The sequence below is a fragment of the Cypionkella sp. TWP1-2-1b2 genome (assembly GCF_049896245.1).
Lineage (GTDB): Bacteria > Pseudomonadota > Alphaproteobacteria > Rhodobacterales > Rhodobacteraceae > Cypionkella.
The window spans coordinates 89,563-116,044 of the sequence record NZ_JAFCTX010000002.1; the positions used below are offsets into that span (position 1 = coordinate 89,563).

The 26,482-nt window shown below is 60.9% G+C and carries 23 protein-coding genes; 10 read left to right on the plus strand and 13 right to left on the minus strand.

What is annotated here, in order from left to right:
• Positions 1-62 precede the first annotated feature (62 nt).
• The gene (locus ACP7AP_RS01635; protein WP_426031749.1) at positions 63-272 is read left to right on the plus strand and encodes a Stf0 family sulfotransferase; all 210 of its coding nucleotides are present in this window, start codon (positions 63-65) and stop codon (positions 270-272) included.
• Between the two features lie 228 nt (positions 273-500).
• Here ACP7AP_RS01635 and ACP7AP_RS01640 read toward each other — a convergent pair whose 3' ends face one another.
• A complete protein-coding gene (locus tag ACP7AP_RS01640) occupies positions 501-1,394 on the minus strand; it encodes a DMT family transporter (protein ID WP_426031565.1) in 894 nt (297 codons plus the stop codon).
• Positions 1,395-1,697: 303 nt separating this feature from the next.
• On the opposite strand from ACP7AP_RS01640, the gene ACP7AP_RS01645 reads away from it, so the two are divergent.
• From ACP7AP_RS01645 to ACP7AP_RS01655, 3 genes are all read left to right on the plus strand, one after another.
• Positions 1,698-2,465 carry a gamma-glutamyl-gamma-aminobutyrate hydrolase family protein gene (locus ACP7AP_RS01645; RefSeq protein ID WP_426031567.1) on the plus strand — a complete coding sequence of 256 codons (768 nt, stop codon included), beginning with the start codon at positions 1,698-1,700 and terminating at the stop codon, positions 2,463-2,465.
• 41 nt (positions 2,466-2,506) lie between these two features.
• The gene (locus tag ACP7AP_RS01650) at positions 2,507-2,734 is read left to right on the plus strand and encodes an N-(5'-phosphoribosyl)anthranilate isomerase (protein WP_426031569.1); all 228 of its coding nucleotides are present in this window, start codon (positions 2,507-2,509) and stop codon (positions 2,732-2,734) included.
• Between the two features lie 112 nt (positions 2,735-2,846).
• A complete protein-coding gene (locus tag ACP7AP_RS01655) occupies positions 2,847-3,530 on the plus strand; it encodes a D-lyxose/D-mannose family sugar isomerase (protein WP_426031571.1) in 684 nt (227 codons plus the stop codon).
• Between the two features lie 75 nt (positions 3,531-3,605).
• On the opposite strand, the gene ACP7AP_RS01660 is transcribed toward ACP7AP_RS01655, so the two are convergent.
• The 3 genes from ACP7AP_RS01660 to kynU all read right to left on the minus strand — a co-directional run bounded on the left by ACP7AP_RS01660 (position 3,606) and on the right by kynU (position 7,171).
• The gene (locus ACP7AP_RS01660; protein WP_426031573.1) at positions 3,606-4,664 is read right to left on the minus strand and encodes a L,D-transpeptidase; all 1,059 of its coding nucleotides are present in this window, start codon (positions 4,662-4,664) and stop codon (positions 3,606-3,608) included.
• A gap of 188 nt (positions 4,665-4,852) precedes the next feature.
• Positions 4,853-5,737: a tryptophan 2,3-dioxygenase gene (kynA, locus tag ACP7AP_RS01665; protein WP_426031575.1), complete on the minus strand. Its 885-nt coding sequence runs from the start codon at positions 5,735-5,737 to the stop codon at positions 4,853-4,855.
• 240 nt (positions 5,738-5,977) lie between these two features.
• On the minus strand, positions 5,978-7,171 hold the full coding sequence (gene kynU, locus ACP7AP_RS01670) for a kynureninase (RefSeq protein ID WP_426031577.1): 1,194 nt from the start codon (positions 7,169-7,171) through the stop codon (positions 5,978-5,980).
• Positions 7,172-7,227: 56 nt separating this feature from the next.
• Here kynU and ACP7AP_RS01675 point away from each other — a divergent pair, with 56 nt between their 5' ends.
• The 4 genes from ACP7AP_RS01675 to ACP7AP_RS01690 all read left to right on the plus strand — a co-directional run bounded on the left by ACP7AP_RS01675 (position 7,228) and on the right by ACP7AP_RS01690 (position 12,021).
• Positions 7,228-7,527, plus strand: coding sequence for a hypothetical protein (locus ACP7AP_RS01675; protein ID WP_426031579.1), 300 nt, complete (start codon positions 7,228-7,230; stop codon positions 7,525-7,527).
• 24 nt (positions 7,528-7,551) lie between these two features.
• Positions 7,552-9,129 (plus strand): Re/Si-specific NAD(P)(+) transhydrogenase subunit alpha, encoded by a 1,578-nt coding sequence (locus ACP7AP_RS01680; RefSeq protein WP_426031581.1) that lies wholly within the window; start codon positions 7,552-7,554, stop codon positions 9,127-9,129.
• 12 nt (positions 9,130-9,141) lie between these two features.
• Positions 9,142-10,575, plus strand: a complete 1,434-nt coding sequence (locus ACP7AP_RS01685; protein ID WP_426031583.1) for an NAD(P)(+) transhydrogenase (Re/Si-specific) subunit beta — start codon at positions 9,142-9,144, stop codon at positions 10,573-10,575.
• A gap of 171 nt (positions 10,576-10,746) precedes the next feature.
• Positions 10,747-12,021 (plus strand): DUF3422 family protein, encoded by a 1,275-nt coding sequence (locus ACP7AP_RS01690; RefSeq protein WP_426031585.1) that lies wholly within the window; start codon positions 10,747-10,749, stop codon positions 12,019-12,021.
• On the opposite strand, the gene ACP7AP_RS01695 is transcribed toward ACP7AP_RS01690, so the two are convergent.
• The 6 genes from ACP7AP_RS01695 to ACP7AP_RS01720 all read right to left on the minus strand — a co-directional run bounded on the left by ACP7AP_RS01695 (position 12,002) and on the right by ACP7AP_RS01720 (position 18,996).
• The gene (locus ACP7AP_RS01695; RefSeq protein WP_426031587.1) at positions 12,002-12,940 is read right to left on the minus strand and encodes an asparaginase; all 939 of its coding nucleotides are present in this window, start codon (positions 12,938-12,940) and stop codon (positions 12,002-12,004) included. The two genes, ACP7AP_RS01690 and ACP7AP_RS01695, sit on opposite strands and share 20 nt — an antisense overlap.
• A 6-nt stretch (positions 12,941-12,946) precedes the next feature.
• Positions 12,947-13,858, minus strand: coding sequence for an ABC transporter permease (locus ACP7AP_RS01700; RefSeq protein WP_426031589.1), 912 nt, complete (start codon positions 13,856-13,858; stop codon positions 12,947-12,949).
• Complete coding sequence (locus tag ACP7AP_RS01705; protein ID WP_426031591.1) at positions 13,851-14,858, minus strand: ABC transporter permease; 1,008 nt, start codon at positions 14,856-14,858, stop codon at positions 13,851-13,853. Before ACP7AP_RS01705 ends, ACP7AP_RS01700 begins: the two co-directional genes overlap by 8 nt.
• A 282-nt stretch (positions 14,859-15,140) precedes the next feature.
• Positions 15,141-16,841 carry a peptide ABC transporter substrate-binding protein gene (locus tag ACP7AP_RS01710; RefSeq protein WP_426031593.1) on the minus strand — a complete coding sequence of 567 codons (1,701 nt, stop codon included), beginning with the start codon at positions 16,839-16,841 and terminating at the stop codon, positions 15,141-15,143.
• On the minus strand, positions 16,838-17,884 hold the full coding sequence (locus ACP7AP_RS01715) for an ABC transporter ATP-binding protein (protein WP_426031595.1): 1,047 nt from the start codon (positions 17,882-17,884) through the stop codon (positions 16,838-16,840). Before ACP7AP_RS01715 ends, ACP7AP_RS01710 begins: the two co-directional genes overlap by 4 nt.
• A gap of 86 nt (positions 17,885-17,970) precedes the next feature.
• The gene (locus ACP7AP_RS01720; RefSeq protein WP_426031597.1) at positions 17,971-18,996 is read right to left on the minus strand and encodes an ABC transporter ATP-binding protein; all 1,026 of its coding nucleotides are present in this window, start codon (positions 18,994-18,996) and stop codon (positions 17,971-17,973) included.
• Between the two features lie 239 nt (positions 18,997-19,235).
• Between ACP7AP_RS01720 and argE the strand changes: the two genes are divergently transcribed.
• Positions 19,236-20,393, plus strand: coding sequence for an acetylornithine deacetylase (gene argE, locus ACP7AP_RS01725; RefSeq protein ID WP_426031599.1), 1,158 nt, complete (start codon positions 19,236-19,238; stop codon positions 20,391-20,393).
• On the plus strand, positions 20,393-21,736 hold the full coding sequence (locus ACP7AP_RS01730) for an NAD(P)/FAD-dependent oxidoreductase (protein WP_426031601.1): 1,344 nt from the start codon (positions 20,393-20,395) through the stop codon (positions 21,734-21,736). The genes argE and ACP7AP_RS01730 overlap by 1 nt, the downstream gene beginning before the upstream one ends.
• Positions 21,737-21,877: 141 nt before the next feature.
• Here the strand turns inward: ACP7AP_RS01730 and ACP7AP_RS01735 are convergent, their stop codons facing one another.
• The 3 genes from ACP7AP_RS01735 to ACP7AP_RS01745 all read right to left on the minus strand — a co-directional run bounded on the left by ACP7AP_RS01735 (position 21,878) and on the right by ACP7AP_RS01745 (position 26,391).
• Positions 21,878-23,968 (minus strand): dipeptide ABC transporter ATP-binding protein, encoded by a 2,091-nt coding sequence (locus ACP7AP_RS01735; protein WP_426031603.1) that lies wholly within the window; start codon positions 23,966-23,968, stop codon positions 21,878-21,880.
• Positions 23,969-24,059: 91 nt separating this feature from the next.
• Positions 24,060-25,298 carry an ABC transporter permease gene (locus tag ACP7AP_RS01740; RefSeq protein ID WP_426031605.1) on the minus strand — a complete coding sequence of 413 codons (1,239 nt, stop codon included), beginning with the start codon at positions 25,296-25,298 and terminating at the stop codon, positions 24,060-24,062.
• 7 nt (positions 25,299-25,305) lie between these two features.
• On the minus strand, positions 25,306-26,391 hold the full coding sequence (locus ACP7AP_RS01745) for an ABC transporter permease (RefSeq protein WP_426031607.1): 1,086 nt from the start codon (positions 26,389-26,391) through the stop codon (positions 25,306-25,308).
• Positions 26,392-26,482 lie beyond the last annotated feature (91 nt).

The following is a 26,482-nucleotide window of genomic DNA, read 5'->3' on the forward strand; positions in this document are numbered from 1 at the left end:
CTGTCTTCGGACCGCGCAGTGCTGCGGCGGGCGTTTGGCAGCACTGGTTTGCCGAGCGGGGCATTGCTGCGGCGTGTGTTTGGCAGCGCTGGTTTGCCGAGCGGCGCATTGCGTGGTTGCGGATGCGCTATGACAGCGCTGCGGCTGAGCCGACAGCAGAGGTGGCGCGGATTTGTGTGGCTTTGGGCGTGGCGGAGCCTGTCGCGCGGCGGCTGATATCGGGGGGTGCGAAACGCACGGATGCGGCACATGCGGCTTGGATGCTGCGGTAGTGATTGGATGGGATGGTGCAGGCTTGAGCTTGTGGCTGAGGCCGCGCGCTGCGGGATTGGATTTGAGATCGGGGTGCCGGGGGTGAGCTGCGTCTCTGGATAACGGAAAACTTTGGCATTCCGGTCTGGATATTTGAGCCAATATGAAAGCCGGGATGATTTTCTATTAGGTATAATCAATCAATATCAAAGCGTTGTTGAGATAACATCATGCATCACATGAAGTGCTTATGGCTGCTCTATCGCGTCGGATGTGGCGCGGTTGCGCTCGGTCAGCGTGATGTAGAGCGCGCAGGCGATCAGCACACCGACGCCGAGGAAGGTCAGGGCATCGGGGAAATCACCGAAGAAATACCAGCCGACGGCGGTGGCGACCACCATCTCGGTATAGGCCAAAGGTGCCAGCAGCGAGGCCTCGGCATAATCATAGGCGCGCACGATCAGGTAGTGGCCGAAGGTGGCGATGACCCCCAAGCCTGCGCACATCAACCATTGCGCGGGCGTTGGGCTATGCCAGACGAAGGGCATGGCGAGGCTGAGAAACGCCGCACCCACCGCGTTGGTTTGAAAGGTGGTGACCATGGCGGGCGCGCGGCCCGAGATGTGGCGGGTCATCACGAAATAGATCGCAAGGAAAGTGCCAGCGCCGAGTGCCAGCAGGCTGCCGGGGTTCAGCGCGACAAAGCCGGGGCGGATGATGATCAAGGTGCCTGCAAAGCCCACGGCGACTGCGGCCCAGCGGTTGCGGGGCACGGTTTCTTTCAGCACCAGCGCCGACAGCGCGATGACAACCAAGGGCTGCACAAAGAAGATCGCCAGCGCGTCGGCGATCGGAAGGTATTTCAGCGACAGAAAGAAGCAAAAGGTGGCGAGGATCAGGAAAGCGGCGCGCAGGCTGTGATAGACGGGGCGGTCGGGGATCAGGCCTTTTGGGCCTTTGTGGGGCAGCGCGAAGGGCAGGGCCACGAGTGCTCCGACGCTGAGCCGGGCCCAGACGATTTGCAGCACCGGCACGCCCTGCTGGCCGAGGAATTTGGCGAAAACGTCGATGAAGGGCAGGCTGGCCATCGCGCCCAGCATGAAGGCAACGCCGATCAGCGGCGAGGCGGGGGGGCGGGGCATGATCTGGCGTCCTGCAACGGGGGGCCTTTCGGGGCGTTGGTGTCTGTCTAGGGGGGGCTGGTTGCGGGGTCCAGCCTGTTTGCGACATCGTGGCCGGGGATGGTCTGGGCGTTGACAGTGTAACTCTGGCTGGTGGCGGATGGCTGCGGTGCTGCGGTTTTGGGCGATCTGCTGAAAAATCACGCGGATTTGCGGATGCAGCCCGGTTGTGGGGAGTTTCGGCCTTCACCCTGCCGGGGGCGCTGCTATGATAAGGCGAAATTGCAACGTAGGCCTGCCATGCCCTCCGCTACGCCAAACGCCATGCGCCGCCCCGTTGTCGGGATCATCGGCAATGCGCACACCATGAACGAGCGCTATGAGGTGCATGCCGCCGGGCATATCAACTCGGAAGCGGTGGCGGAGGTGGCGTGTTGCGTGCCGTTGATCGTACCGGCGGACCCTCGGTTTGTCTCGGTCGCCGATCTGATGGCGGTGTGTGACGGGTTTTTGCTGACCGGGGGGCGGCCCAATGTGCATCCCGATGAATATGGTGAGGCGGAAACCCCGGCGCATGGCGCGTTTGACCGCGGGCGCGATGCGATCACGCTGCCGCTGATCCGGGCTTGTGTGGCCAGTGGTCAGCCGTTTTTTGGGGTGTGCCGGGGGTTTCAAGAGGTTAATGTGGCGATGGGCGGCTCGCTTTACCCCGAAATCCGTGATCTGCCGGGGCGGTTGAACCACCGGATGCCACCGGATGGCACGATGGAGGAGGTGTTCGCGCATCGCCATGTGGTGAAATTCACCGAAGGCGGGGTGTTTGCGCGGCTGATGGGGGCGTCCGAAGTGATGACCAACACGCTGCATGGGCAAGGGATTGCGCGGGCAGGCGGGCGGATTGTGATTGATGGCGTCGCACCGGATGGCACGCCCGAGGCGCTTTATGTTAAGGATGCGCCGGGGTTCACGCTGTCGGTGCAGTGGCATCCCGAATGGAATGCGGCGAATGATCCGGTGTCGCGGCCTTTGTTCACGGCGTTTGGCGATGCAGTGCGGGCTTGGGCGGCGCGGGCTTGGGCGGCGCGGGGATAGGCGTTTAGGGATTTTTAACCAAGGTGCGGCAGGATGCCGGCATGTCCGCTTTGCCCCCAATCAGTCCTCAGCAGTTTTTCCTGGAGCTTTTTGGCTCGCAAGCCGCGATGAGTGGCGCAATCATTCGGCGCAAGGTGCGGGATGTAGAGCGTTACATCGGGCGGGAGGCGTTCTTGGCCGAAGCCAAGCGGCGGGGATTTCCGGTGGTGGAAAATGCCGGGCAGTTTGTGATCTTTTGCAATAATGAACCGATCCGACGGCTGTTGTAGGGCGATTTTCGCGCGAAAATCGTGCCGGAATTCGCGCGAATTCCGATCCCGATTGGCGTTGTTGGCGCAAACATTGGCGGTATACTGCGGGCAGATTCTTGGGAGATTGACGATGAAGCGTTCGCGTATCAATGAGATCATGGCTGGGGCAGAGGATATGGTGCGCCAGTATGGCTTTGTCTTGCCGCCCTTTGCCAACTGGACTCCGGCTGAGTTCAAGGCGAACAAACCGATTGCATCGCGGGTGATTGAGGGCCGCTGCGGCTGGGATATCACCGATTACGGTCAGGGTCGGTTTGATCAGATGGGGCTGTTTCTGTTCACCTTGCGCAATGGATCGCTGGTCGATCTGCAACGCGGCGGTGGGATGTGCTATGCCGAGAAGCTGTTGATTTCGCGGCAGGATCAGCTGTCGCCGATGCACACCCATGTCATCAAAGCGGAAGATATCATCAACCGGGGCGGGGCGACTTTGGTGGTTGAACTTTATGGTTCGGACGATAAAGGCAACTGGGCGGCGGATCGCGGCGGGCTGGTGCGTTGTGACGGTATTGAGCGACCTTACAAGCCCGGCGACAAGCTGAAACTCGCGCCGGGTGAATCGGTGACGCTGATGCCGGGCGATTGGCACGCGTTTTGGGGCGAGGGCGGCGATGTGTTGATTGGCGAGGTCTCGACGGTGAACGACGATGTCACCGACAACGTGTTCCGCGAGCCGATTGGGCGGTTTGCCGATATTGAAGAAGATGTAGCGCCGACGCATTTGCTGGTCAGCGATTACGACAAGTGGTTGTGAGGCCGTCGGAACTCTAAGCATGAAAAAACCCGCCTCAAACTGAGGCGGTTTTTTTTGTTGGCTGCCGCGTTCCGCTTATGGCTGCGGGCAGAGGCCGTTGACCAAGGGCACCGCGCAGACGGCAGGGGCTGCCGGAGCCGTCACCGCAGGCGCGGTTGAGGCCGGGGCGGTGGCTGCTGGTGCTGTAGCCACCGGAGCGGTGGCGGCTGGTGCTTTAGCCACTGGAGCGGTGGTTGCTGGCGCGGGGGCCATCGTCTCGGCGGGCGCCATGGTCGCATCCGGGGCCATGGTTGCGGCAGGTGATGCCTCAGCCGGGGCGGTTGTCGCCGCAGGTGCTGCGGGCAAGATCGTGGCACCCGGTAGCATGGTCGGGGTGGCACTCAGCACCGGGGCCATGGCCTCAACCGGGGCGGGCTTTTTCTTTTTCGGCGCGGGTGGCGGCAGTTTCAGCTTGTCAGGGTAGCTGCCATCGGCGTTCAGCACCACGACCTTGGCACCATCCTGCACGCGGTTGTACAGATCCATCACGTCCTGGTTGATCATGCGGATACAGCCTGACGAGGCGTTTTTGCCGATCGAGAACCATTCCGGCGTGCCATGGATGCGGTAGCCGTAATCCACGCCATTGGTCGTCAGATACAAGGCGCGCGCGCCCAGCGGATTGGTCGGCCCGCCGGGCTGGCCTTTTTCCCATTTCGCAAGCTCGGGGTGGCGCTCGATCATTTCCGGCGGCGGCGTCCATTTCGGCCAATGCGTGCGGCTGGTGATATTGGCCACCCCCGCCCATTGGAAGCCCGCGCGGCCGACCGCGATGCCGTAGCGCAGCGCGGTGTTCTTGCCGTTGATGTAGTAGAGATGGCGCTCTGACGGCGCGATGATGATGGTGCCCACCGCTTCGGCGCTGTCGTAGGCAACTTGCTGCACCTGAAATTCCGGCGGCACTTTTTCGACCGGCACCGTCGGCACCGTGATGCCGTCATCGCTGACGCCCGCATAATGCAGCGCATTGTCGGTTGGCACCGGGGCTTGCGCTACGCCCGGTGTCGCCCCGGGGAGAGGTGTGCCCGGCACGCAGGCCGCGAGTGTCAGCGACAAAGCTGTCGCTGCCAGAAGTTTAACCGTCAAAAAACGCATCCGTCAGCCCATCACAAAAAGGGGGCGGCAGGGAAGTGCCGCCGAGATTCTCTTGTAAAGACGCTAGTGGAGCCGAAAAGCAAGGTCAAAGCCCTTGTTTCCAATATGCGCATAATCACAAGCTCGTGGGGTGGCGCGCATCCGGGGCTTACCTGTGCGCGCCACAGGCTGCTGGATCTGGCGCGCCCCTACAACGTCGTACGCAGATGCCAGAGTTCGGGAAACAGCTCGACATCCAGCATCCGGCGCAGATAGCTGACACCGCCGGTGCCGCCCGTGCCGCGTTTGAGGCCGATGACGCGTTCCACCGTGGTGACATGGTTGAAGCGCCAGCGTCGGAAGTAATCCTCGAAATCCACCAGCTTTTCGGCCAACTCGTAGGCCTGCCAGTATTGCGTCGGATCGCGGTAGACCATTTCCCAGACCCGCTGCACGCCCTCATGCACCAGCCAAGGCTGGCGCAGATCGCGGTTCAGCACGTCTTCGGGCACCGGCAGCCCTGCGCGGGCGAGATGGCGCAGGGCTTCGTCGTAGAGGCTGGGGCGGGCGAGTTCGGCTTCCAAGAGGGCGGTGAGGTCGGCGCGGTGCGCGTGGGGTTTCAGCATCGCCAAGTTGCGATTGCCGACGGCATATTCAATCAGGCGGTATTGCCAGGATTGAAAGCCCGAGGACTGCCCCAAACCTTCGCGGAAGGTGGTGTAATCCGACGGCGTCATGGTGCGCAAAACGTCCCAGGCGTTGTTCAGCTGCTCAAAAATCCGGGAAATCCGGGCGAGCATCTTGAACGCTTCCGGTGCGCGACCTGCGGCTATGGCTTGGCGGGCGGCATTGAGTTCGTGTAGCGCCAGTTTCATCCAAAGCTCGGAGGTCTGGTGCTGGATGATGAACAACATCTCGTCATGCGCCGGGGTCAGTTGGCGTTGGGCGGAAAGGATCTGGTCGATGTGCAGATAATCGCCGTAGGACATCCGCCCATCGAACGACATCTGCGCGCCCTCAGAGGCTGGGTTGTAGGGGGTGGGATTGTCGGCGCTTTGGTGCATCGGGCAGCCGGGCTTGTCATCGGTGGTCATATCATTCTCTCCTGTCATGGGGTTTGCCCCGGATGGGGCGTCAGGCGCAGGAATGAGATTGGCGGTTGAGGACCGAAAGATTGCCGATGGTGCGCCACTGCGCGATCCATCCGGCGGGGCGGCAAAGGGCGGTGCTTGTGGCTTTCACCTTGGTCAAAATACTCCCGCCGGAGGCATCCGTGGCTGGCGGCAAGAGCCTCCGGCGGGGATATTTGAGCAGAGAGGATGACCTAAGCGGCATCACGTGACTTTCGCGCGGGTTTTATAGTCGGGGCGGTCCCAGAGGTTGTTTTGCATGATGTCGGCGATTATCGCTATGGCTTTGGCCACGTCGCTTTCGTCGATGAACAAGGGCGTGAAGCCGCAGCGGATGATGTCGGGGGCGCGGAAATCGCCGATCACGCCGCGGGCGATCATGGCTTGCATGATGGCGTAGCCTTCGGGATGGCGGAACGAGACTTGGCTGCCGCGATCTTGATGGCTGCGCGGGGTGGCGAGGCTGAGCGTGGGGCAGGCGGCCTCGATCCCGGCGATGTATTGGTCTTGCAAGGCTAGCGAGGCTTGGCGCAGGGCGGCCATGTCGACTTGGTCCCAGATGTCCAGCGAGGCTTCCAAGGCGGCCAGTTGCAGGATCGGCGGGGTGCCGACGCGCATCCGCTCGGCCCCGGTGGCGGGGAGATAGTCGAGATCGAAGGCGAAGGGGGCGGCGTGGCCTTGCCAGCCGGATAGGGCGGGGCGGGCGGTATCGGCATGGCGGGGGGCGACGTAGATGAACGCCGGACCACCGGGGCCGGAGTTGAGGTATTTATAGGTACAGCCGACCGCGAAATCGGCGTTGCATTTGCTCAGTTCGACCTGAAAGGCCCCGGCAGAGTGGGCCAGATCCCAGATCGTCAGCGCGCCGTGTTGATGGGCGCGGGCAGTGATCGCGGCCATGTCGTGGCGGCGCCCGGTGCGGTAATCGACTTCGGTGATCATCGTCACCGCGATGGTGTCGTCAATGGCGTCCAGCAGGTCTTCGGGGGCGACGGTTTTCAACTCGTAGCCATTGCCAAGGGTGCGGCAGAGGCCCTCGGCCATGTAGAGATCAGACGGGAAATTACCGGTATCGGAGAGAATGACTTTCCGGGTCGGGTTCATCTCAAGGCAAGACGCCAGCGCCTGATAGACCTTGATCGACAGCGTGTCGCCCATCACCACATGGCCAGCCTCGGCCCCGATCAGCCGCGCGATGCGGTCGCCGACGCGCATCGGCTTGTCCATCCACGCGGCTTTGTTCCAGGCGGTGATCAGCATCTCGCCCCATTCCGCCGTGACCGTCTGCGCCACCCGTGCGGCGGTGGCCGTCGGCAGCGGGCCCAGCGAATTGCCGTCGAGATAGATCATGCCAGTGGGCAGGTGGAACTGGGCTTTGGTGGCGGCGAAATCGGTCATGGCAGGCTCCTTCAGGCACAGCGTCGCATGGCGGTTTGGGGTCAGCAATAGGCGGAATGGCCAAAAATTTCAAGCTTGAAATTGTTTCGAATCGCGGCGGCCTTGCTGGATTCGCCGGATGTTTGCGCTATCGAGAGGGATTTGGGTACGATGTTGAAATTGCACTGATATTCAGCGGCGGGAAATTCGTCCGTCTGGGTGGTTTGGAGCGGAATTTTTGCCCCAAGCGCCTGCTGCGCCTGCTTTCATCCGGTAAAGCCGACAGGTTTTTCACCAAAAGCGGCAATCAAGCGTTGAACTATCGGGCGGCAATGCTAAGCCTCATGGGGGATTTGGCGGTCACGGTTGCTCCTTGAACCGCCCAAACGCGGGGGAATACGTTGAAAATAGGTGCGTTGAGCGAGATTTTTGCAGGCGAAAACCGGGTGGCGATGACCCCGGAATCGGCGCTGCAACTGGTGAAACTGGGGCATGTTTGCGTCATTCACGCTGGGGCGGGGGCGAAAGCGGGGTTCTCCGACGCTTTGTATATCAAGGCAGGGGTTGAGGTTCTGGCTTCGGCTGCCGAGGTTGTTGCGAGCGCCGATGTGCTGGTGAAGGTGCGTGGGCCGGAAGTTGCCGAGGCGCAGGCGTTGCGCGAGGGGCAGACGCTGATCTCGATGTTCTGGCCAGCGCAGAACCCGGACCTGCTGGAGATCGTCAAGGCGCGCGGTGCTACCGTGGTGGCGATGGATATGGTGCCGCGGATCAGCCGCGCCCAGAAGATGGATGCGCTGTCGTCGATGGCCAATATCGCGGGCTATCGCGCGGTGATCGAGGCGGGCTCGAACTTCGGGCGGTTCTTTACGGGGCAGGTGACGGCGGCGGGCAAGGTTCCTCCGGCGAAGGTTTTGGTTGTCGGTGCAGGCGTGGCTGGTCTTGCGGCGATTGGCACCAGCGTGTCTTTGGGCGCGATTGTGCATGCGTTTGATGTGCGCCCGGAAGTGGCCGAGCAGATCGAGTCGATGGGCGCGAGTTTTGTGTATCTGGAGTTTGATGCCAGCGAATTGCCGGATGGCGCTGCGACGGGGGGCTATGCGGCCCCGTCGAGCCCCGCCTTCGCGGCAAAGCAGCTGGCGAAATTCCGTGAATTGGCGCCAGAGATGGACATCGTGATCACCACCGCGCTGATCCCCGGACGGCCTGCGCCAAAGCTGTGGACCGCCGATATGGTGGCTGCGATGAAGCCCGGCTCGGTCGTGGTGGATTTGGCCGCCGAGCGCGGCGGCAACTGCGATCTGACGGTGATGGATCAGAAAATCGTGTCCGACAATGGCGTGACGGTGGTGGGGTATACCGATTTCCCAAGCCGGATGGCGGCGCAGGCATCGACGCTTTATTCCAACAATATCAGGCATATGCTGGCCGATCTTACACCAAAGAAAGATGGTGTGATTGATCACAATATGGCCGATGACGTGATCCGGGGCGCGACTGTTGCCAAAGATCACGAGATCACCTTCCCACCACCGCCGCCAAAGATCGCGGCGATTGCGGTGCAAAAGCCGAAGGAAAAGGTCAAGGAACTGACCCATGACGAAAAGCGCGCGGCGGAAGCGGCGGTGTTCACGGCGCAGACGCGTTCTCAGGTGGGGATGCTGGTGATCGGCGGTGGGCTGATTTTGCTCGCGGGGCTGTATGCGCCAGCAAGCTTCATGTCGCATTTTATCGTGTTCGTGCTGTCGGTCTATGTCGGCGTTCAGGTGATCTGGAATGTCTCGCACTCGCTTCACACGCCGCTGATGGCGATCACCAATGCGATTTCCTCGATCATCATCTTGGGCGCGCTGATGCAGATCGGCTCGGGCAACTGGTTGGTGATGATCCTCGGCGCTTTGGCGGTGTTCATGGCGGGGATCAATATTTTCGGCGGTTTCATGGTGACACGGCGGATGCTTGCCATGTTCCAGAAGTCGTAAGGGAGCGCGCAGATGGAATATGGATTCACCACGGCGGCCTATGTGGTCGCAGCCGTTTTGTTCATTCAGTCGCTCGGCGGGTTGTCCGGGCAAGAAAGTGCCAAGCGCGCGGTTTGGTATGGCATCGTCGGCATGGCGCTGGCGGTTGCGGCGACGCTTTATGGGCCGGGGGCGATTAACTGGCTGATCTCGCTGGTTATGATTGCGGCGGGCGGGGCGATTGGCTGGTATGTCGCGCAAAAGGTGCAGATGACCGAGATGCCGCAGCTGGTGGCGGCGATGCACTCGCTGGTTGGTTTGGCGGCGGTGTTCATCGGCTATAATACGCATATCGAGATGGTGCGGGTTTTGGGCTTGGACGAGGCTGCGCGCAGTGCTTTGGCAGGTTTTGCGGCGGTGATTGCGCATAAATCCGGCGTCGAAGTGTCGATCCTGCGGGTCGAGACGTTCCTTGGCGTGTTCATCGGGGCGGTGACGTTTACCGGCTCGGTGGTGGCCTTTGGCAAGCTGGCGGGCAAGGTTGACGGCAAGGCGAAAAAGCTGCCGGGCGGGCATGTGCTGAACGCAACGGCGGCGATCGTGTCGCTGGTTTTGTTGGTGGTGTATCTGCAAACCGGCTCGACCTTGGCGCTGCTGGGCATGACGGTGGCCGCGTTGTTCATCGGTTATCACCTGATCATGGGCATCGGCGGCGCGGATATGCCTGTCGTGGTGTCGATGCTGAACTCTTATTCCGGCTGGGCGGCGGCGGCGATTGGTTTCTCGCTGTCGAACGATTTGTTGATTGTTGTGGGCGCGCTGGTGGGGTCTTCGGGTGCGATCCTGAGCTATATCATGTGCAAGGCGATGAATCGTTCCTTTATCAGCGTGATCTTGGGCGGCTTTGGTGGCACCACGGGCCCGGCGATGGAGGTCACCGGCGAGCAGGTGGCGATTGATGCCGAAGGCGTCGCTGCGGCTTTGAATGATGCCGACAGCATCATCATCATTCCGGGTTACGGCATGGCGGTGGCGCAGGCGCAGCAATCGGTGTCGGAATTGACGCGCAAGCTGCGGGCGGCGGGAAAGACCGTGCGCTTTGCGATCCATCCGGTGGCGGGGCGTCTGCCGGGGCATATGAACGTGCTTTTGGCCGAGGCGAAGGTGCCTTATGACATCGTGCTGGAGATGGATGAGATCAACGACGATTTCCCGACGACCGATGTGGCGATCGTGATTGGCTCGAATGACATCGTCAATCCGGCGGCGCAGGAAGATCCGAACAGCCCTATTGCGGGGATGCCTGTGTTGGAATGCTGGAAGGCAAAGCAAGTGTTTGTCAGCAAGCGCGGGCAGGGCACGGGCTATTCTGGCATCGAGAACCCGTTGTTCTATAAAGAAAACACCCGGATGTTCTATGGCGATGCGAAGAAGTCTTTGGATGCTTTGTTGCCGATGATCGACTGATGCAGGTGCGTGAGATCACGCACCCTACGCCTGCATTACCCCGGCCAACGCGTCGGGGTTTTGCTTTTCTGCAACAGCGCGGGTGCATACCCCGGTATTCCGCGAAACCGCTGGCAGTCGGGATACAGAGATTGCCAACTGGGTCACGGCTTCTGACGTAAGGCTTGAATGATGACCACTGACCACCCTTTGCGCTATGCTTTGGTTAACGAATTGCACGCGCGGCCCTTCCCGGCGCTGAGTGCGCCCTGCGTGGCGGCCTACATCGCCATCAAGGAACCTGCCGAGGCGCAAAACCGGGATCGCGAAGCAGATCGCGCGCATTTGCTGGCGCTGCTGGATCGTTACGGCTCGGCGCATCCGCAGCCGGAGGCCACGCATTTCTCGGGGGCTTTGGGGCGGGCTGATGTGAAATGGGAAAGCCATACCGAGTTCGTGACTTATTCAGCCTTCACGCCGGGTCTGTCCGCGCGGGCGTTTGACCCCGCCGAGATGGAGGTTTTTCCCGAAGACTGGGTCGAGGCCGCCCCCGGCAAGCGCGTCGCCGCCGTTCTGATCCGGGTCGAGGTGATGGAGGACGAGCCCGCGATGCTCGCCAAGCTGGAGGAATGGTTTGTGCCCGAAAGCCTTGCGGTGGCGCGAGTGGTGGAAGGCGCTGCGCTGATCGCGGGCGATTTCCGCATTGATCCGGCCGGCAATATGCGCTTTGCGGTGTTTGTGCGCCCCGATACTGGCGCGCGGCGGATTGGCCGGATTGTGCAACGGTTGTGCGAGGTTGAAACCTACCGCGCCATGTCGATGCTGGGGCTGATGCGGGCGCGCGGGCTGACGGGTCGGCTCAACGCGCTTGACCCAAGGCTGTCGGCTTTGGTGTCGGGGCTGGATGGCGTGTCGCGGCCTGCCGAGGCGGCGTTGCATGAATTGCTGATGATTTCAGCGGAACTTGAAAGCCTTGCCGTGCAGCATAGCTTTCGGTTCGGCGCGACCGGGGCCTATGAGGCGATTGTGACGCAGCGGATTGAGGCCCTGCGTGAAGAACGCGTGCAGGGGCGGCAGACCTTTGGCGAGTTCATGATGCGGCGCTATGATCCGGCGATGCGGACGGTGAAATCTGCCGAGGCACGGCTGGGCTCGATGGCAGAACGGGCGCAACGCGCGGCGGAATTGCTGCGCACGCGGGTCGATGTCGAACGATCAGCGCAGAACCAGAAGCTGCTGGAAAGCATGGACAGGCGGGCCGATCTGGCCCTGCGGTTGCAGCACACGGTAGAGGGGCTGTCGGTGGTGGCGATCAGCTATTACGCGGTGTCTTTGGCAGGATACGTTGTCTATCCGCTGGTCGAGGAAATCGGGGTTTCCAAGGGCGTGGCGATGGCGGTGCTGACGCCCTTGGTGGTGTTGGGCGTCTGGGGCGCATTGCGGCGGATCAAGGCCGGGATGCAGTAAACTCGCCGCACAGGTTGCGATGTAGGGCGGCTTGGCGTTGGTCTTCGGGCAGACTTAGGATGTGGGCCAGCTTGGTGTAGGCGGCTTCGGGGGTCATATCGTGGCCGTCGATCACGCCTGTCTCCAGCATCAGATTTCCGGCGGCATAGGTGCCCAAAGCGATGCCGCCCTTGGGCGATTGGCTGATGGCGATGATCGGGGTTTGGCGAGTTTGTGCCGCCAGAAGGCCAGCGCGCAAGGCGGGGGTTTCTGGCAGAGTGCCAGCGCCAAACACCCGCAGAACTATGGCGTCCAGGGTGATGAAGGCGTGGGCAAGGAAGGTCTCTGATTGGCCGGGGGCCATGCTGAGTATAACGATTTCACTGGTTTTGTAGGGGGTCAGGCTGGGGATCTTGCCGGGTTGCAGCGGCGGCACCGCGCTGCGGCTGGCGGTGAAGGCATCCAGCGCAGAACTATGCGCCTTGCGCAGCCGCGCGCCGTGCAGAAGTTGGCCTGCGAATTGCACCCAGATGCCGGGCGGGGCGGTTTCGGCGGCTTTCAGCGCGTCGGACAGGTTCTGCACCCCGTCCGATTTCTCCACCATCAGCGGGCGCATCGAGCCTGTCAGGATTACCGGGCGTTGCAGACCAGTCAGAGCAAAGCAGAGGGCGCTGGCGGTGAAGGCCAGCGTATCAGTGCCGTGAGTGACGATGAAGCCATTGTAATCACTGTGATTGTCCACAATGGCTTGGGCTATGCGGTTCCAATCGGCAGGCGTGGCTAGGGCACTGTCGATCAAGGGCAGCAGCGGCAGAACCGTGACATGTCTTGCCCCCAGATCGGCCAAGGCCGCCTCAATCACTCCTTCAGCGGGCGTAAAGCCTGCCTCTGTCGCCACCATGCCAATGGTGCCGCCGGTGTGGATCAACAGTAGCTTCATAAGATATCAGCGCCCCCGGATGCGCGGGTCCAAAGCGTCGCGCAATCCGTCTCCGATATAGTTCACTGACAGCACCGTCAACGAGATCGCAAGGCCGGGCCAGATCACCCGCTCGGGGTAGACCTGCATGTAGGACAACCCATCAAACAGCAGCCGTCCCCAGGTTGGGAAATCGGGTGGAAAGCCGAGGCCCAAGAACGACAGCACCGATTCGGTGATGATCGCCTCGGCGATGCCAAGGGTAGCTGCGACCATCACCGGGGATACGACGTTCGGCAGGATATGCCGTGTAATGATGCGTCTTGAAGCCGAGCCAATCGAGCGGGCGGCCAGCACATATTCGCGTTCTTTCAGCGCCAGCACCTCACCGCGCACGATGCGGGCGGCCTGCATCCACGAGGTGATGCCGATGGCAAACACGATCAGGGTAAACGCGCCAAGTTCCGGGCCAAGGATACTGGCGGTGCGGTCGCGGAACAGCATCATGATCACCAGCAACAGGGGGACCAAGGGCAAGGCGAGGAACATGTCGGTCAGCCGCATCAACAGCCCGTCAAGGCGGCGGTAATAGCCCGCCAAAACGCCGATCAAAGTGCCGAAGATGATCGCGATCATCATGGCGACAAAGCCCACGGCCAACGAAACTTTGCCCGCAGCGATCATCCGTTGCAGCATGTCGCGGCCCAACTGATCGGTGCCCAGGGGGAAGCGCAGGCTGGGGCCCTTGTTCTTCGATTTGATCGCCTCAACCACCGTCAGCTTTTCGGGATGCCACAGATACGGCCCGATCACGACGGCGATGATCAGTAAGGACAGCACGACAAGCCCGAACACCGCCCCCTTATGGCTGCGAAATTGGTGCCAGATCGCCTTTGCGGCGCTTTCCGGTTTCGGGATGGCGGTGGTGACCTCAGTCATAGCGAATCCTTGGGTCGAGCAAGCCGTAAAGCACATCGGCGATCAGGTTGAAGCTGACGATCAGCACGGCGAAGATGAAGGCGAGGGTCTGCACCATCGGCAAGTCGCTGGCATGGATCGCACCGATCAGGGCAGCACCTATACCATTCACCCCAAACAGATTTTCGGTAATAATCGCACCGCCGAAGATCGACGGGATGCCAAGGGCGATCACCGTGACCACCGGGATCATCGAATTGCGCAGCACATGTTTCAGCACCACCACGCGTTCAGACATGCCCTTGGCCCGCGCGGTGCGGACATAATCCATCCCCATATTGTCGAGCATCGACGATCGCATGTAGCGGCTGATCACGGCGGCATTGGCCAATCCCAGCGTCATCACCGGCATTGCCATTTGTCTGAGTTGCTGCACGAAAGACGCCCAGTCGGTGACATGCAGGTTGGTGTCATATTTGGTTGGGAACCAGCCCAAAGTGACGGCGAAGATGATGATGATCAGGGTGCCGGAGAAAAACGTCGGCACCGAAAAGCCGATCATCGCGAACAAGGTGCCCAGCTGGTCGAACAGCGAATATTGGCGGTAAGCCGAATAAATCCCGATCGGCAAGGCGATCAGCACGCCGACAAGGTAAGCGGTGCCGATCACCGTCAGGGTCTGCGGAATACGCTGGCCAATGATGGTGAACACCGGGGCGCGCGATTGCCATGACAGAATGCGCTGCTCACCGCCCGCCCAATTCGTGCCGAACCAACCGTCGAACAGGGTCGCAGGTTCGACCCAGAAGAACTGCCGCAACCACAGCACATAGCGCACGAACACCGGTTGATCGGCGCCCAAAGCCTCAATCATTTTGCGGCGCACGTCGGGCGGCACGGTCAGCGGAATCTCCGACATCGGCGAGCCGGGCGCGAGATCGACCAGCAGAAAGATCACCAAAGAGATGACCAAAAGCGTCGGGATGGCCAGTAATAACCTGCGGAGCGTGAAGGTGAGCATACGCGGCGACGCCTTTGGTCAGATCTTGCGGGAGGGGTGAGGGTGGAGCAGAGCGGGGTAGGGGGTGATGTGGCGGAGAGGGGTAGGGGACGAGGTGGCGGAGAGGGGTAGAGGGTGAGGGTGCTCGCGAAAAGGAAGGTGCTGAAACGGGTGGAACGCGCGGATTGAGCACAGCTTAGCCTGTGGAGAGGGGGTAAGGGGGTGAGGCAATCGAGACGGCAGGGGCATGGCGCACAAATGCAAAAGGGTGGCGGGGCCAATCACTGGCCCCGCCGAAAGCAGTTACTTCACGCGGAACCAGTCTGCGACGTTCCACATTTCCGAATCCCAAGCGTTGATTTTCACGCCGCCAAGGGTGTTGGAATGCGCCGACAGCGTACCACGGTGCACCAGCGGGATCACCGTCATGGTATCTTTCGTCACCATGTCATTAAGTTCCTTGGCGATTTTCTGCCGCTCGGCCACATCAACCGTGGTCGAAAGCACTTTGACCTTGGCATCGTAAGCCGGGTCGCAGTAGCGGTTCATGTTCTCACCCTGCCACTGGTTTTCAGGCGATGGCGCGTTCTTGCACTGGTATTGCGAGAGGTAAGTTTCCGGATCGGTGCCGTCCGAGTTGTTGGCATACATCTCAACATCGGCGTAGAACTTCTGAAACGTATCCGGCGAGCCCGCATCACCGCCGAAGAACACCGACGGGTCGATGGCTTTCAGCTCGACATCCACACCCAGCTCGGTCCACCAATCTTTGACCAAGGCTTGGAAGTCCTGGCGGATCGGGTTGACGGTGGATTGATAAAGGATGTGCAGCTTCTTGCCGTCTTTTTCGCGGATGCCATCGGCACCCGGAACCCAGCCTGCCTCATCCAGCAGCTTTTTCGCACCTTCCATGTCTTGCGCGATGCAGCCGGTGTTGTCGGACGCCCAAGCGTCGGGCGCGGGCACCACGTTGCAGGTCGGCTTGCCGCCTGCACCATAGCCGACGTCCGACAGGATCTGACGGTCGATGGCCTTTGAGAGAGCGGTGCGGACCTTGATATCCGACAGGAACGGGTGGGGGTGCTTGGCGGTCGCACGCTCGCCCTCCGGCAGCGCCGGATCGGGGTCGGTCATGTTCATCTCGATGCGTTCCACCAGCGTGCCGAACGCCACCACGAACTCACCCTTGCCAGCCGCCGTCATCGAGGCTTGGCTGTCGGGCGGAATTTGGGTGTTCCAGGCGTAGTCAAACTCGCCGGTCTCCATCACCGCGCGGGCAGAGCCTTCAGCATCGCCGCCGCCTTTGATCACAGCGCTCGCAAAAGCGGGCTTCGCGGGGTCGCGGTAGTTTTCGTTCATCGCCAGTGTGACGGTGTCATTGACGGTAAAGCCAGTAACTTTGAACGGGCCGGTGCCGATCGGCATGTTGTTCGGATCGGTACAGGTGGGGGCAGCAGCGCCTTGGCAGGCCGCGAACTGGGCCTTTTGCAGGAGCGGAGACAAAGCCCCGACGAAAGCGGTATAGGGGTTCGGTTTCGGTCCGGTGAAGGTGACTTTCACGGTCGAAGCATCAACGGCCTCGACCTTCGCCACACCGTCGAACTTGGAAAGCTGCGCGCAACCGCCCGCTGGGTCCATGCAATAGGCGGCGGTGAACACGGCGTCATCGGCGGTGACAGGGCTGCCATCCGACCATTTCAGATCGGGCAGCAGCTTCCAGGTGATCGTGGTCAGATCAGCCGAGATGCCGCCGTTTTCCAGCGTTGGGATTTCGGTGACCAGTTTCGGGATGATAACGCCATCGGCGTCAAAGCCTGCCAGCGGCTCCAGCACCAGCGAGGCCGCATAAACGTCCTTGGTGCCCGAGGACAGGAACGGGTTCATGATCGAGACAGCCTGCGGGAAGGTGAACTTCACCTCACCATCAGTGCCACGATCTGCGAAAGCGGCGGGCGCGAAAGACAGCGCGCAGGCCGCCCCGAGAAGGGCTGTTTTCAGCTTCATTTATACTCTCCTTGTTGATTGTGCTCTTTGGCCTCAGGTGTCCCGGTCGCTCCGGGTTGGCTGTTGTAGAGGAAGCAGGCGACGTGGCGGCCCGGTTCAACCTCTTGCAATTCGGGTTTCTCTTGGTGGCAGCGCGCGAAGGCTTTCGGGCAACGGGTGGAAAAGTTGCAGCCTTTTGGCGGCCGTGCCGGGGAAGGCACATCACCTTTGAGGATGATGCGCGGACGGCGGGCGAGCGAGGGGTCGGGTTCATTCACCGCCGACAAAAGCGCCTCGGCATAGGGATGCAAAGGCTTGGCGAATAACGCATCGCGGGGGCTAAGTTCGGCGATCCGCCCCAGATACATCACCGCCACCCGATCGGCGATATGGCGCACCATGGAAAGGTCATGGGAGATGAACAGATAGGTCAGGCCCAGCTTTTCTTGCAGGTCTTCCAGCAGGTTGACCACTTGCGCCTGAATAGACACGTCCAAAGCCGCAATCGGCTCGTCGCAGACAATGAACTTCGGGTTCAGCGCCAAAGCCCGCGCGATGCCGATGCGCTGGCGCTGGCCACCGGAGAATTCATGCGGGAAACGGTTGGCAAAGCGGCGGTTCAACCCCACCGCATCCATCAACTCATAAACCCGTTCCAAGCGGCGGTCGGCGTTCCACTTGGTATGCTCGACCAGCGGTTCAGAAATAATGTCCGCCAAAGTCATCCGCGGATTGAGGCTCGCTTGCGGGTCTTGAAACACCATCTGCATCGTCGGGCGTTTGCGACGCAAAGCTTCCGGCGAAAGCTTGGCAATATCCTCGCCCTCAATCACCACAGCGCCCGCCGTAGGCTCGTACAGCCGCAGCAGCGCCCGGCCCACGGTGGATTTACCACAACCAGACTCGCCCACAAGGCCAAGCGTCTCGCCGGCCTGAATGTCGAACGACACGCCATCCACCGCTTTCACATTGCCGGTGTGGCGGCGCAGGATGCCGGAATAGATCGGGAAATACATCTTCAACCCGTCAACCTGAACCAAAGGGGCTACGGCGGCATCAAACATTGCAAGCCTCCCGAAACGCGGCTCGGCGCTGCCTTGCGGGCGCTTCTCGCAGCGATGACGCCTGCAAGGGCGGAAGAGCGGAATGATCACACATCGGCAGTCTCCGCTGGAACGGGTGCGGCGATCCAATGGCAGGCGACATCATGGCCTTGGCCCAAGGGTAGCCTGTCAATGCCGTGGCGCTTGGGGTTTTCCACTTCGCAGCGGTCAAACGCATGAATGCAGCGCGCACGGAAGGCGCAGGCACTCGGTGCTGCGGTCATGATCGGCGGCTGGCCTTCGATCACTTGCAAGCGCTTCTCGCGCGCGCCGGTCAGCGAGGGAATGGTTTTCAAAAGCGCCCGTGTATAGGGGTGCTGCGGGTTGGCGAACAGGTCTTTCACCGGGGCCTGCTCGACGATCTGGCCGCCATACATCACCATCACCCGATCCGCGATGGCGGCAATCACCCCCAGATCATGGGTGATCCAGATGATCGCCATGCCAAGCTTGACGCGCAATTCCTTCACCAATTCAAGGATCTGCGCCTGAATCGTCACATCCAGCGCCGTGGTCGGCTCATCGGCGATCAACACATCCGGGTCGCAAGCCAAAGCAATCGCGATCATCACCCGCTGCCGCATGCCGCCGGAAAACTGATGCGGATAATCGCCCAAACGCTTGGCGGCATCGGGGATACCGACCAGTTCCAAAAGCTCAACCGCCCGCGCTGCCGCCTGCGTCTTGTTCATCCCCATGTGACGCCGCAGCGGCTCGGCGATCTGAAAGCCGATGTTGAACACCGGGTTCAGACTGGTCATCGGGTCTTGAAAGATAAAGCCCACCTTGTCGCCGCGCACATTCCGCAACTGCTCGGGCGTGATCTTCAGCAAATCAAGATCGCCCAACATCACCGAGCCTGAGCGGATTTCCGCAGGCGGGCTCGGCAGCAAACCGATCAGCGACATCATGGTGACTGACTTGCCAGAACCACTTTCGCCGACAACGCCCAAAAGTTCGCCACGTTCCAAATGGAAGCTGACATCGTTGACGGCGTGAATCTCGCCTCCACGGGTGCGGAATACGGTGTTCAGCCGCCTCACATCAAGGACGGGCGCGGCCCTATCGGGCATATGTAACTCCCCAGGTCGTTGTTATTCTTTGTTTTTGTCCAAGGTAGGCTGGGTATTCCCTTGGGCCCCCCCGGTTGTACCGCCAAGTCTTGACGATTTCGCCGCAGCTATCAATCCCGAATTTTGACCTCAATCCAGATTGTTTTTCCGGCGTTTTGTAGTGTTTGGACGGCATTTTGCTGGGATTGACAGGGGCGGTGGCCAAGGCCACGTTCGCCCACAACATATGGGGGCTGAAAATGAGCGAACTGACGTCGCGTCAAGTGCTGGACCACCTCGTAAGCTTCCCGACGGTGAGTCGCGGCAGCAATCTTGATCTGATTGACTGGCTGGAAGGCTATCTCGCGAGCCATGGCATCAAAGCGCATCGGCACTGGAACGAAGACCGCAGCAAAGCCGCCTTGTTCGCGCATGTCGGGCCCTGGGTCGAGGGCGGCGTGGTGCTGTCAGGCCATTCCGATGTGGTGCCGGTGGATGGCCAGGCGTGGACGTCGGACCCTTGGGTTGTGACCGAACGCGACGGGCGGCTTTACGGGCGCGGCACCTGCGATATGAAAGGCTATGTCGCGCTGGCGGTCTGGGCCTTGGTGCGCGCACATCTGCAAGGCGTTCAGCGCCCCCTGCAACTGGCTTTGTCCTATGACGAGGAACTCGGCTGCACCGGGGCGCCGCCAATGATTGCCGCGATGCAAGCGGTGCTGCCGCAAGCCTCGGCGGCGGTGATTGGCGAGCCAAGCCGCATGAAGCTGATCCGCGGTCATAAGGGCGGCACCGGCTATCATGTGCATGTGAAGGGGTTTGAGGTCCACAGCTCGCTGCTGCCCTACGGGGTTTCCGCGATCATGGAAGGCGCACGGCTGATTGCTTGGGTCAATGCCAAGAACGCGGAAATTCAGGCAAAGCCGGTCACAGCGGTGGCGGCCACCTTCTATCCGCCGTTTACCACGCTGCATGTCGGCATGATAGCGGGCGGCACCGCGCATAACATCACGGCTGGCGATTGCACCTTTGCGGTCGAAATGCGGGTGGTGCCGGGCGAGGATTCCGATGCTCTGGCGGCGGAGTTTGAGGTCGAAGCCGCGCGGTTGGATGTGGCATTGAAAACGGTGCGACCCGAGGCGGGTGTGCATCTGGAAAAGTTTTTCGGCGTGCCGGGGCTCCGGCCTGAAGTGGATGGCGCGGCCGAAATTTTGGTGCGGCAGCTGACCGGGGATAATACCGTCGGTGTGGTGTCTTATGGCACCGAGGCGGGGCAATTTCAGGACGCGGGCTATTCAGCGGTGGTTTGCGGTCCGGGCGACATTGCCCAAGCGCATCAGGTCGATGAATATCTGGAACTGTCCGAATGGGACGCCGGATTGCGGTTTATGGAAAGCCTGCTGGAGACGTTGAAGTGATGCAATTCCCGATCTCGGAAGCCAATAAACCTCGCTTTACCAGTGCCTTACCTGCCGCCTGCGATGTGGTGGTGCTCGGTGGCGGCGTGATCGGGGTGATGACGGCGTGGCATCTCGCCGAGGCTGGGTTGAGGGTTGTTTTGTGCGAAAAGGGGCGCATCGCGGGCGAGCAGAGCAGCCGAAACTGGGGTTGGATCAGGCAGCAGGGGCGTGATCTGGGCGAATTGCCAATCATGATCGAATCGCTGCGGATATGGAAATCGCTGTCGCAAGAGTTTGGTGCGGGCTTGGGGTTTCGGCAGGAAGGCGTGATGTATCTCGCGCGATCCGAGGCCGAAATGCAGGGCTTCGCCGATTGGTTGGTGCATGCAAAGGCGCATGGCCTTGATACGGTAATGCAATCTGCGGGTCAGGTGCAGGCGGCGATCAAGGGCGCGGAGGCATCTTGGATGGGCGGGTTGCTGACGCCGTCAGATGCGCGGGCCGAGCCTTGGGTGGCCGTGCCGATGCTGGCCGAAGGCGCTGTGGCGCGCGGCGCTGTGCTGATCGAGGATTGTGCGGTGCGTCGCTTGGATCGTGCGGGCGGGCGGATTACCGGGGTTTATACCGAAAAGGGCCGGATTGCCTGCGATCAGGTTGTGGTGGCCGGGGGTGCTTGGTCGTCATTGTTCCTGCGTGCCGAGGGCGTAAAAATTCCACAGCTGGCGGTTCTGGCGAGTGTCGCTGCGACCGAGGCGATGCCCGAAGTTTACGCAGGCGATGTGGCGGACGACCGCTTTGCCTTCCGCCGCCGTCTGGATGGTGGCTACACGATTGCGCCCGGCGCCAGCCATGATTTCTTCGTAGGCCCCGATGCGTTCCGCCACATGCTGACCTATATTCCGGTGCTGAAAAAGGATTTCACCTCGACCAAGTTCCGCCCCGCAGCGCCGAAGGATTACCCAGATGCCTGGGGCACCAAGCGCAAATGGCAGGCCGATCAAACCTCGCCCTTCGAGCGGCTCCGCGTGCTGAACCCAAGCCCAAACATGAAAGCCTTGTCCGATGTGCAGGACAATTTCGCCAAGGCGCTGCCGGAGTTGGGTCGCCCGAAACTGAAAGCCGTCTGGGCTGGGATGATTGACACCATGCCAGATGTGGTGCCCGTCATCGACCGGGTCGCCGCTATCCCCGGTCTTGTGATCGCCACAGGGATGAGTGGGCACGGCTTTGGCATTGGCCCCGGCATGGGTCGGGTGGTCGCCGATCTGGTGGCAGGTAAGACCGAGGCGCATGATCTGACGCGGTTTCGGTTGTCACGGTTCAGCGATGGCAGCAAGATCGCGCCGGGGCCGAGTTTGTAGCCGTTCGCTGCCTGATCTGTCGAACGCTCCGCGGGGAGTATTTCAGAAAGAGCAATGCCTTAGGTCATCCTCTCTGCTCAAATATCCCCGCCGGAGGCATCGCGGCTTATGGCGGGGATATGCGTTTGAGGATCGTAGCGCTTATTCCGCCGCCATCTTGATCACCGGTTCCATCGACGCCAGCATCTCTGCCGATAGGTGGCATTTGATCTGATGGCCGCCCTCCAGCGTCCGCATCGGCGGCATTTCGCGGTCGCAAAGTCCGGCGGGCAATACCTGAGATTTCCACCGACACCGGGTTTGGAACGGGCAACCGGGCGGCGGGTTCATTGCCGAGGGAATATCGCCTTCCAGCACGATGCGTTTGCGGATGACTTTGGTGTCGGCGATTGGCACCGCTGACAGCAAAGCCTCGGTATAGGGGTGGTAGGGCGGCTGGAACACCTGATCGGTGGTGCCGGTTTCCACCACATGGCCGAGATACATCACCAGCACCCGATCACTCAGGTAACGCACGATGGAAAGATCGTGGCTGATGAACAAAAGGGTGGTTTTGTTTTCGCGCTGAATGTCCATCAGCAGATCGGTGACGGCGGCTTGCACCGACACGTCGAGGGCAGAAACCGGTTCATCGGCGACGACAACTTTCGCACCACCGGCAAAGGCGCGGGCGATGCCGACGCGCTGCTTCTGGCCGCCCGAAAGCTGGCGCGGCATCCGGTCGGCGAAGGCGCGCGGCAGTTTTACGAGGTCTAAAAGTTCCAACATGCGGGCGGTGCGGTCTTCGTCCGATTTGCCTTGCTTGAAAATTTCCAAGGCGCGGATGATCTGGCGACCGACGTTCATCGAGGGGTTCAGCGTGTCGAAAGGGTTCTGGAACACCATCTGCACCGAGGACACCGTGTCGGTGTTGCGCTGTTGGATCGGGGTGGATTGCACGTTTTCATCGAACAGCACGATGCTGCCAGAGGTCGCGGTTTCCAGCCCCATCAGCACCTTGGCGAAGGTGGATTTGCCGCACCCGCTTTCGCCGACGATGGCAAGGGTTTCGCCCTCGCGGGCTTCAAACGACAGGGTTTCGTTGGCTTTCACCACCTTCGTGGTGCCGCTGCCAAAGCCGCCCGAGGATACCGAATAGTATTTCTTCAGATCCTCCATCTTCAGCACGACTTTGCCGATTGGGGTCTTGGGTTTGCTGGCCTTCAACTTCATGGGTGCGTCCCAGTCGATCTCGGTCCATTTGATGCAGCGGGTGGCGTGGCGGTCATCGCCCGGCACCGGGAACATCGGCACCTCGGCGGCGTTGCAGCGGCCATCCTGGAAATAATCGCAGCGCGGGCCGAAGTTGCAGCCTTTCGGGCGTTCATGCGGCAGCGGGAAGTTGCCGGGGATGGCGACGAGGGGATGGGAGTTCTTATCTGCTCCCGGCAGCGGGATCGAGCGGAACAGGGCTTGGGTATAGGGGTGGCGCATCTTGTCAAAGACTTCGATGACATTGCCGGTTTCCACAGCCTCGCCGGAATACATCACGCAGAGGCGGTCGCAGACATCGAGGATCAGGCCGAGATTGTGCGAAATGAACAACATCGAGGTGCCATATTTATGGCCGAGATCCTTGACCAGATCGACGATGCCAGCCTCCACCGTCACGTCCAAGGCGGTTGTGGGTTCATCGAGGATCAGCAAAGCAGGCTTTGACATCAGCGCCATCGCGATGACGATGCGCTGTTGCTGGCCGCCGGAAAGCTGGTGCGGATAGGCTTGCAGGATGCGGTCGGGATCGGGCAGGCGCACGTCAGCTACGATCTGACGCGCCAGCTTCCACGCCTCATCGCGCGCCATGCCCTGATGGATCATCGGCACTTCGGCCAGCTGCGCGCCGATCTTCATCGCCGGGTTCAAGCTGGCCATCGGCTCTTGGTAGATCATCGCGATTTCAGAGCCGCGAATGTGGCGGAGTTCTTCGTCACCCATATGGGTCAGATCGCGGCCCTTGAACTTGATGGTGCCGCCGACGATGCGGCCATTCTTGCCGAGATCGCGCATCACCGCCAAGGCGACAGTGCTCTTGCCGCAACCGGATTCCCCCACCAGCCCCATCGACTCACCCGCCATCACCGAGCAGGAAAAATCCATCACCGCCGGGATTTCGCGCAGCCGGGTGAAAAAGCTGATCGAAAGGTTTTCGATCTCAAGGATCGGTTTGGTTGGGTCCCAGGTGGTATCTGTCATGGCAGCCTCGCTTTGACGGAGAGGGCGGGAGCGGGGGCTAGCCCCCACACCCCCAGAATATTTAGACCAGTATGAAAGCCCAAGGCCCGCATCAGTCCTTCAAACTTTCTTCGCGTAACCCATCGGCCAGCAGGTTCAGGCCGAGCACGAGGCTCATCAAGGCAAGCGCCGGGGTGATGGCGGGGTGCAGGTAGAGGGAGAGCAATTTACGGCCATCGTCGATGGTCGATCCCCAATCGGGGGATTCCGGTGAGACGCCGAGGCCGAAGAAACCCAAGGTGCCGAGAAGGATCGTGGTGTAGCCAATCCGCAGGCAGAAATCCACGATCAGCGGGCCACGCGCGTTGGGTAGGATTTCCCACAGCATGATGTACCACGCGGACTCGCCACGGGTCTGGCCGGCGGCGACGTAATCGCGGGCTTTCAGATCCATCACAATGCCGCGCACGATGCGGAACACCGTGGGCGAGTTCACGAACACCACCGAGACAAAGACGTTCAGCAGGTTCGGGTCCATCGACCACACACCCAGCGGGTCGAGGTTGAAGGCAAGGCCGAAATACGCCCAAAGCCCGATCACCAGCGTCACACCGACATAGAGGTTGCGTTTGGGTGGGTTGGTGAAGAAGCGCGAGTTGAACAGGGTGCAGAAGAAGATCACCGGGAAGATGAACAGCACCGCCGCCAAGACCACCGGGATACCAGTGTTGCGGATTTCGGGCGTGACCAGCAGGTAGAACAGCAAGATCACCGGGAAGGCCAGCACAAGGTTGGCAAGGAACGACAAAGCGGTGTCGAGCTTGCCACCGAAATATCCGGCAGGCAGGCCCAAGGTTACGCCCATGATGAAGGCGAAGGTGGTGGCGGCGGGGGCAATCGTCAGCACCCGGCGCGCGCCCATCACCACACGGCTGAACACGTCGCGGGCAAGGTGATCGCCGCCGAGCAGGAAATAGGCGTATTGGCCGTCTTTCACATCCACCAAAGGCGTGCCGGGCAGCGGGTTTTTCACCCGGCCAAATTGTGCGATTGGGTCCATCGTGATGATTTTAATGTGCATAATGTCTATGCCGGGGAAGTGGAGGCGTCCCCATCTGAATTCAGGTATGTATAGATGAGTATCGGCAAACAGCGCCGTGAACACCCAGAACATCACCAGCATGAAGCCGACCATGCCGACCGGGCTGTCAAACAATTTGCCGTAAAGCCCCAGCTTGCGCTTGTAGCGGATCGAAACGGCGAAGGTGATGATCAGGGCAATCCAGACCGGCAGGAATTGCGTGAGGATGCGGGCAATGATCTGGCCCCAGGATAGCAGTTCGGTGTTCATCATTGCCTCATGCCAGCCGGATACGGGGGTTCAGGAATACATAGCCGATGTCGGAGATCAGCTGCGTGACCAGAACGACAAGGACCGCAACCACCGAGCAACCCAAAAGCAGGTCGATGTCATTGTTGCCAGCGGCTTGCACCAGCGTCCAGCCAAAGCCTTTGTAATTGAACAAAGCCTCGGTGATCACCACGCCGTTCAAAAGCCACGGGAATTGCAGCATGATCACGGTGAACGGCGCGATCAAGGCGTTGCGCAGCGCGTGTTTCAGCACGACATCGCGGAACCTGACACCTTTCAGACGTGCTGTGCGAATATATTGCTGGGTCATCACCTCGGTCATGCTCGCGCGTGTCATCCGGGCGATATACCCGATGCCGTAGAGGGCGATGGTCAGCACCGGCAAAGCAAAATTCCAGAAGGTGATGCCATCCATCGCGCTTGTCGCAGTGCCCAGAAACAGTGTCTTGCCGCTGATCCAACCCCAGTCATGCAGGATCGGTGAGACGCCTGCGGTGGCCGAGGCAAAGATCGCCACCAGAATAACGCCCGAAACATATTCCGGCGTCGCCGTGGTGGCGATGGCGATGATCGACAGGCTGCGGTCAGTGCGCGACCCTTCGCGCATCCCGGACAGCACCCCCATAATCAAGGACACCGGCACCATCACGATCATCACCCACATCATCAGCCAACCGGTCGAGCCAAGCTTTTGCAGCACCGATTCCAGCACCGGCTTTTTGAATACGGTGGAAAAGCCCCATTCGCCCTGCAACACGCCGCAATAAGTCGAGGCTGTGGCCGGATCACTGCCCGCCGCGATACAACGGCCTCGCGTGACACCCTTGTCGTCGGTCAAGGTCCAACCGGGGGAAATGCCCAACCACTGCGCATAGCGGCCAAACACCGAACCGCCATGGCCGTTGTCGATGATCCAATCGGCCACCGCCTGATCGGTCATCCGCACCGAGCCTTCGGTGCGCGCCAGTTTCTCAAGGTTGGGAGGCAGGTTGGTCAGGTAGAACACCACGAACGTCAGCGCCAGCGCAGTCAAGACCATGACGCCCAAGCGCCTTGCCACGAATTTCAACATCAATGGTTCCCCTCTGCGCCGATGGCTCGGCTGCCGACTGTGCGTTGTTGCCTGCGTTCAGTCTTTTTGTCCTTGGGCAGGTGCGGTCCGG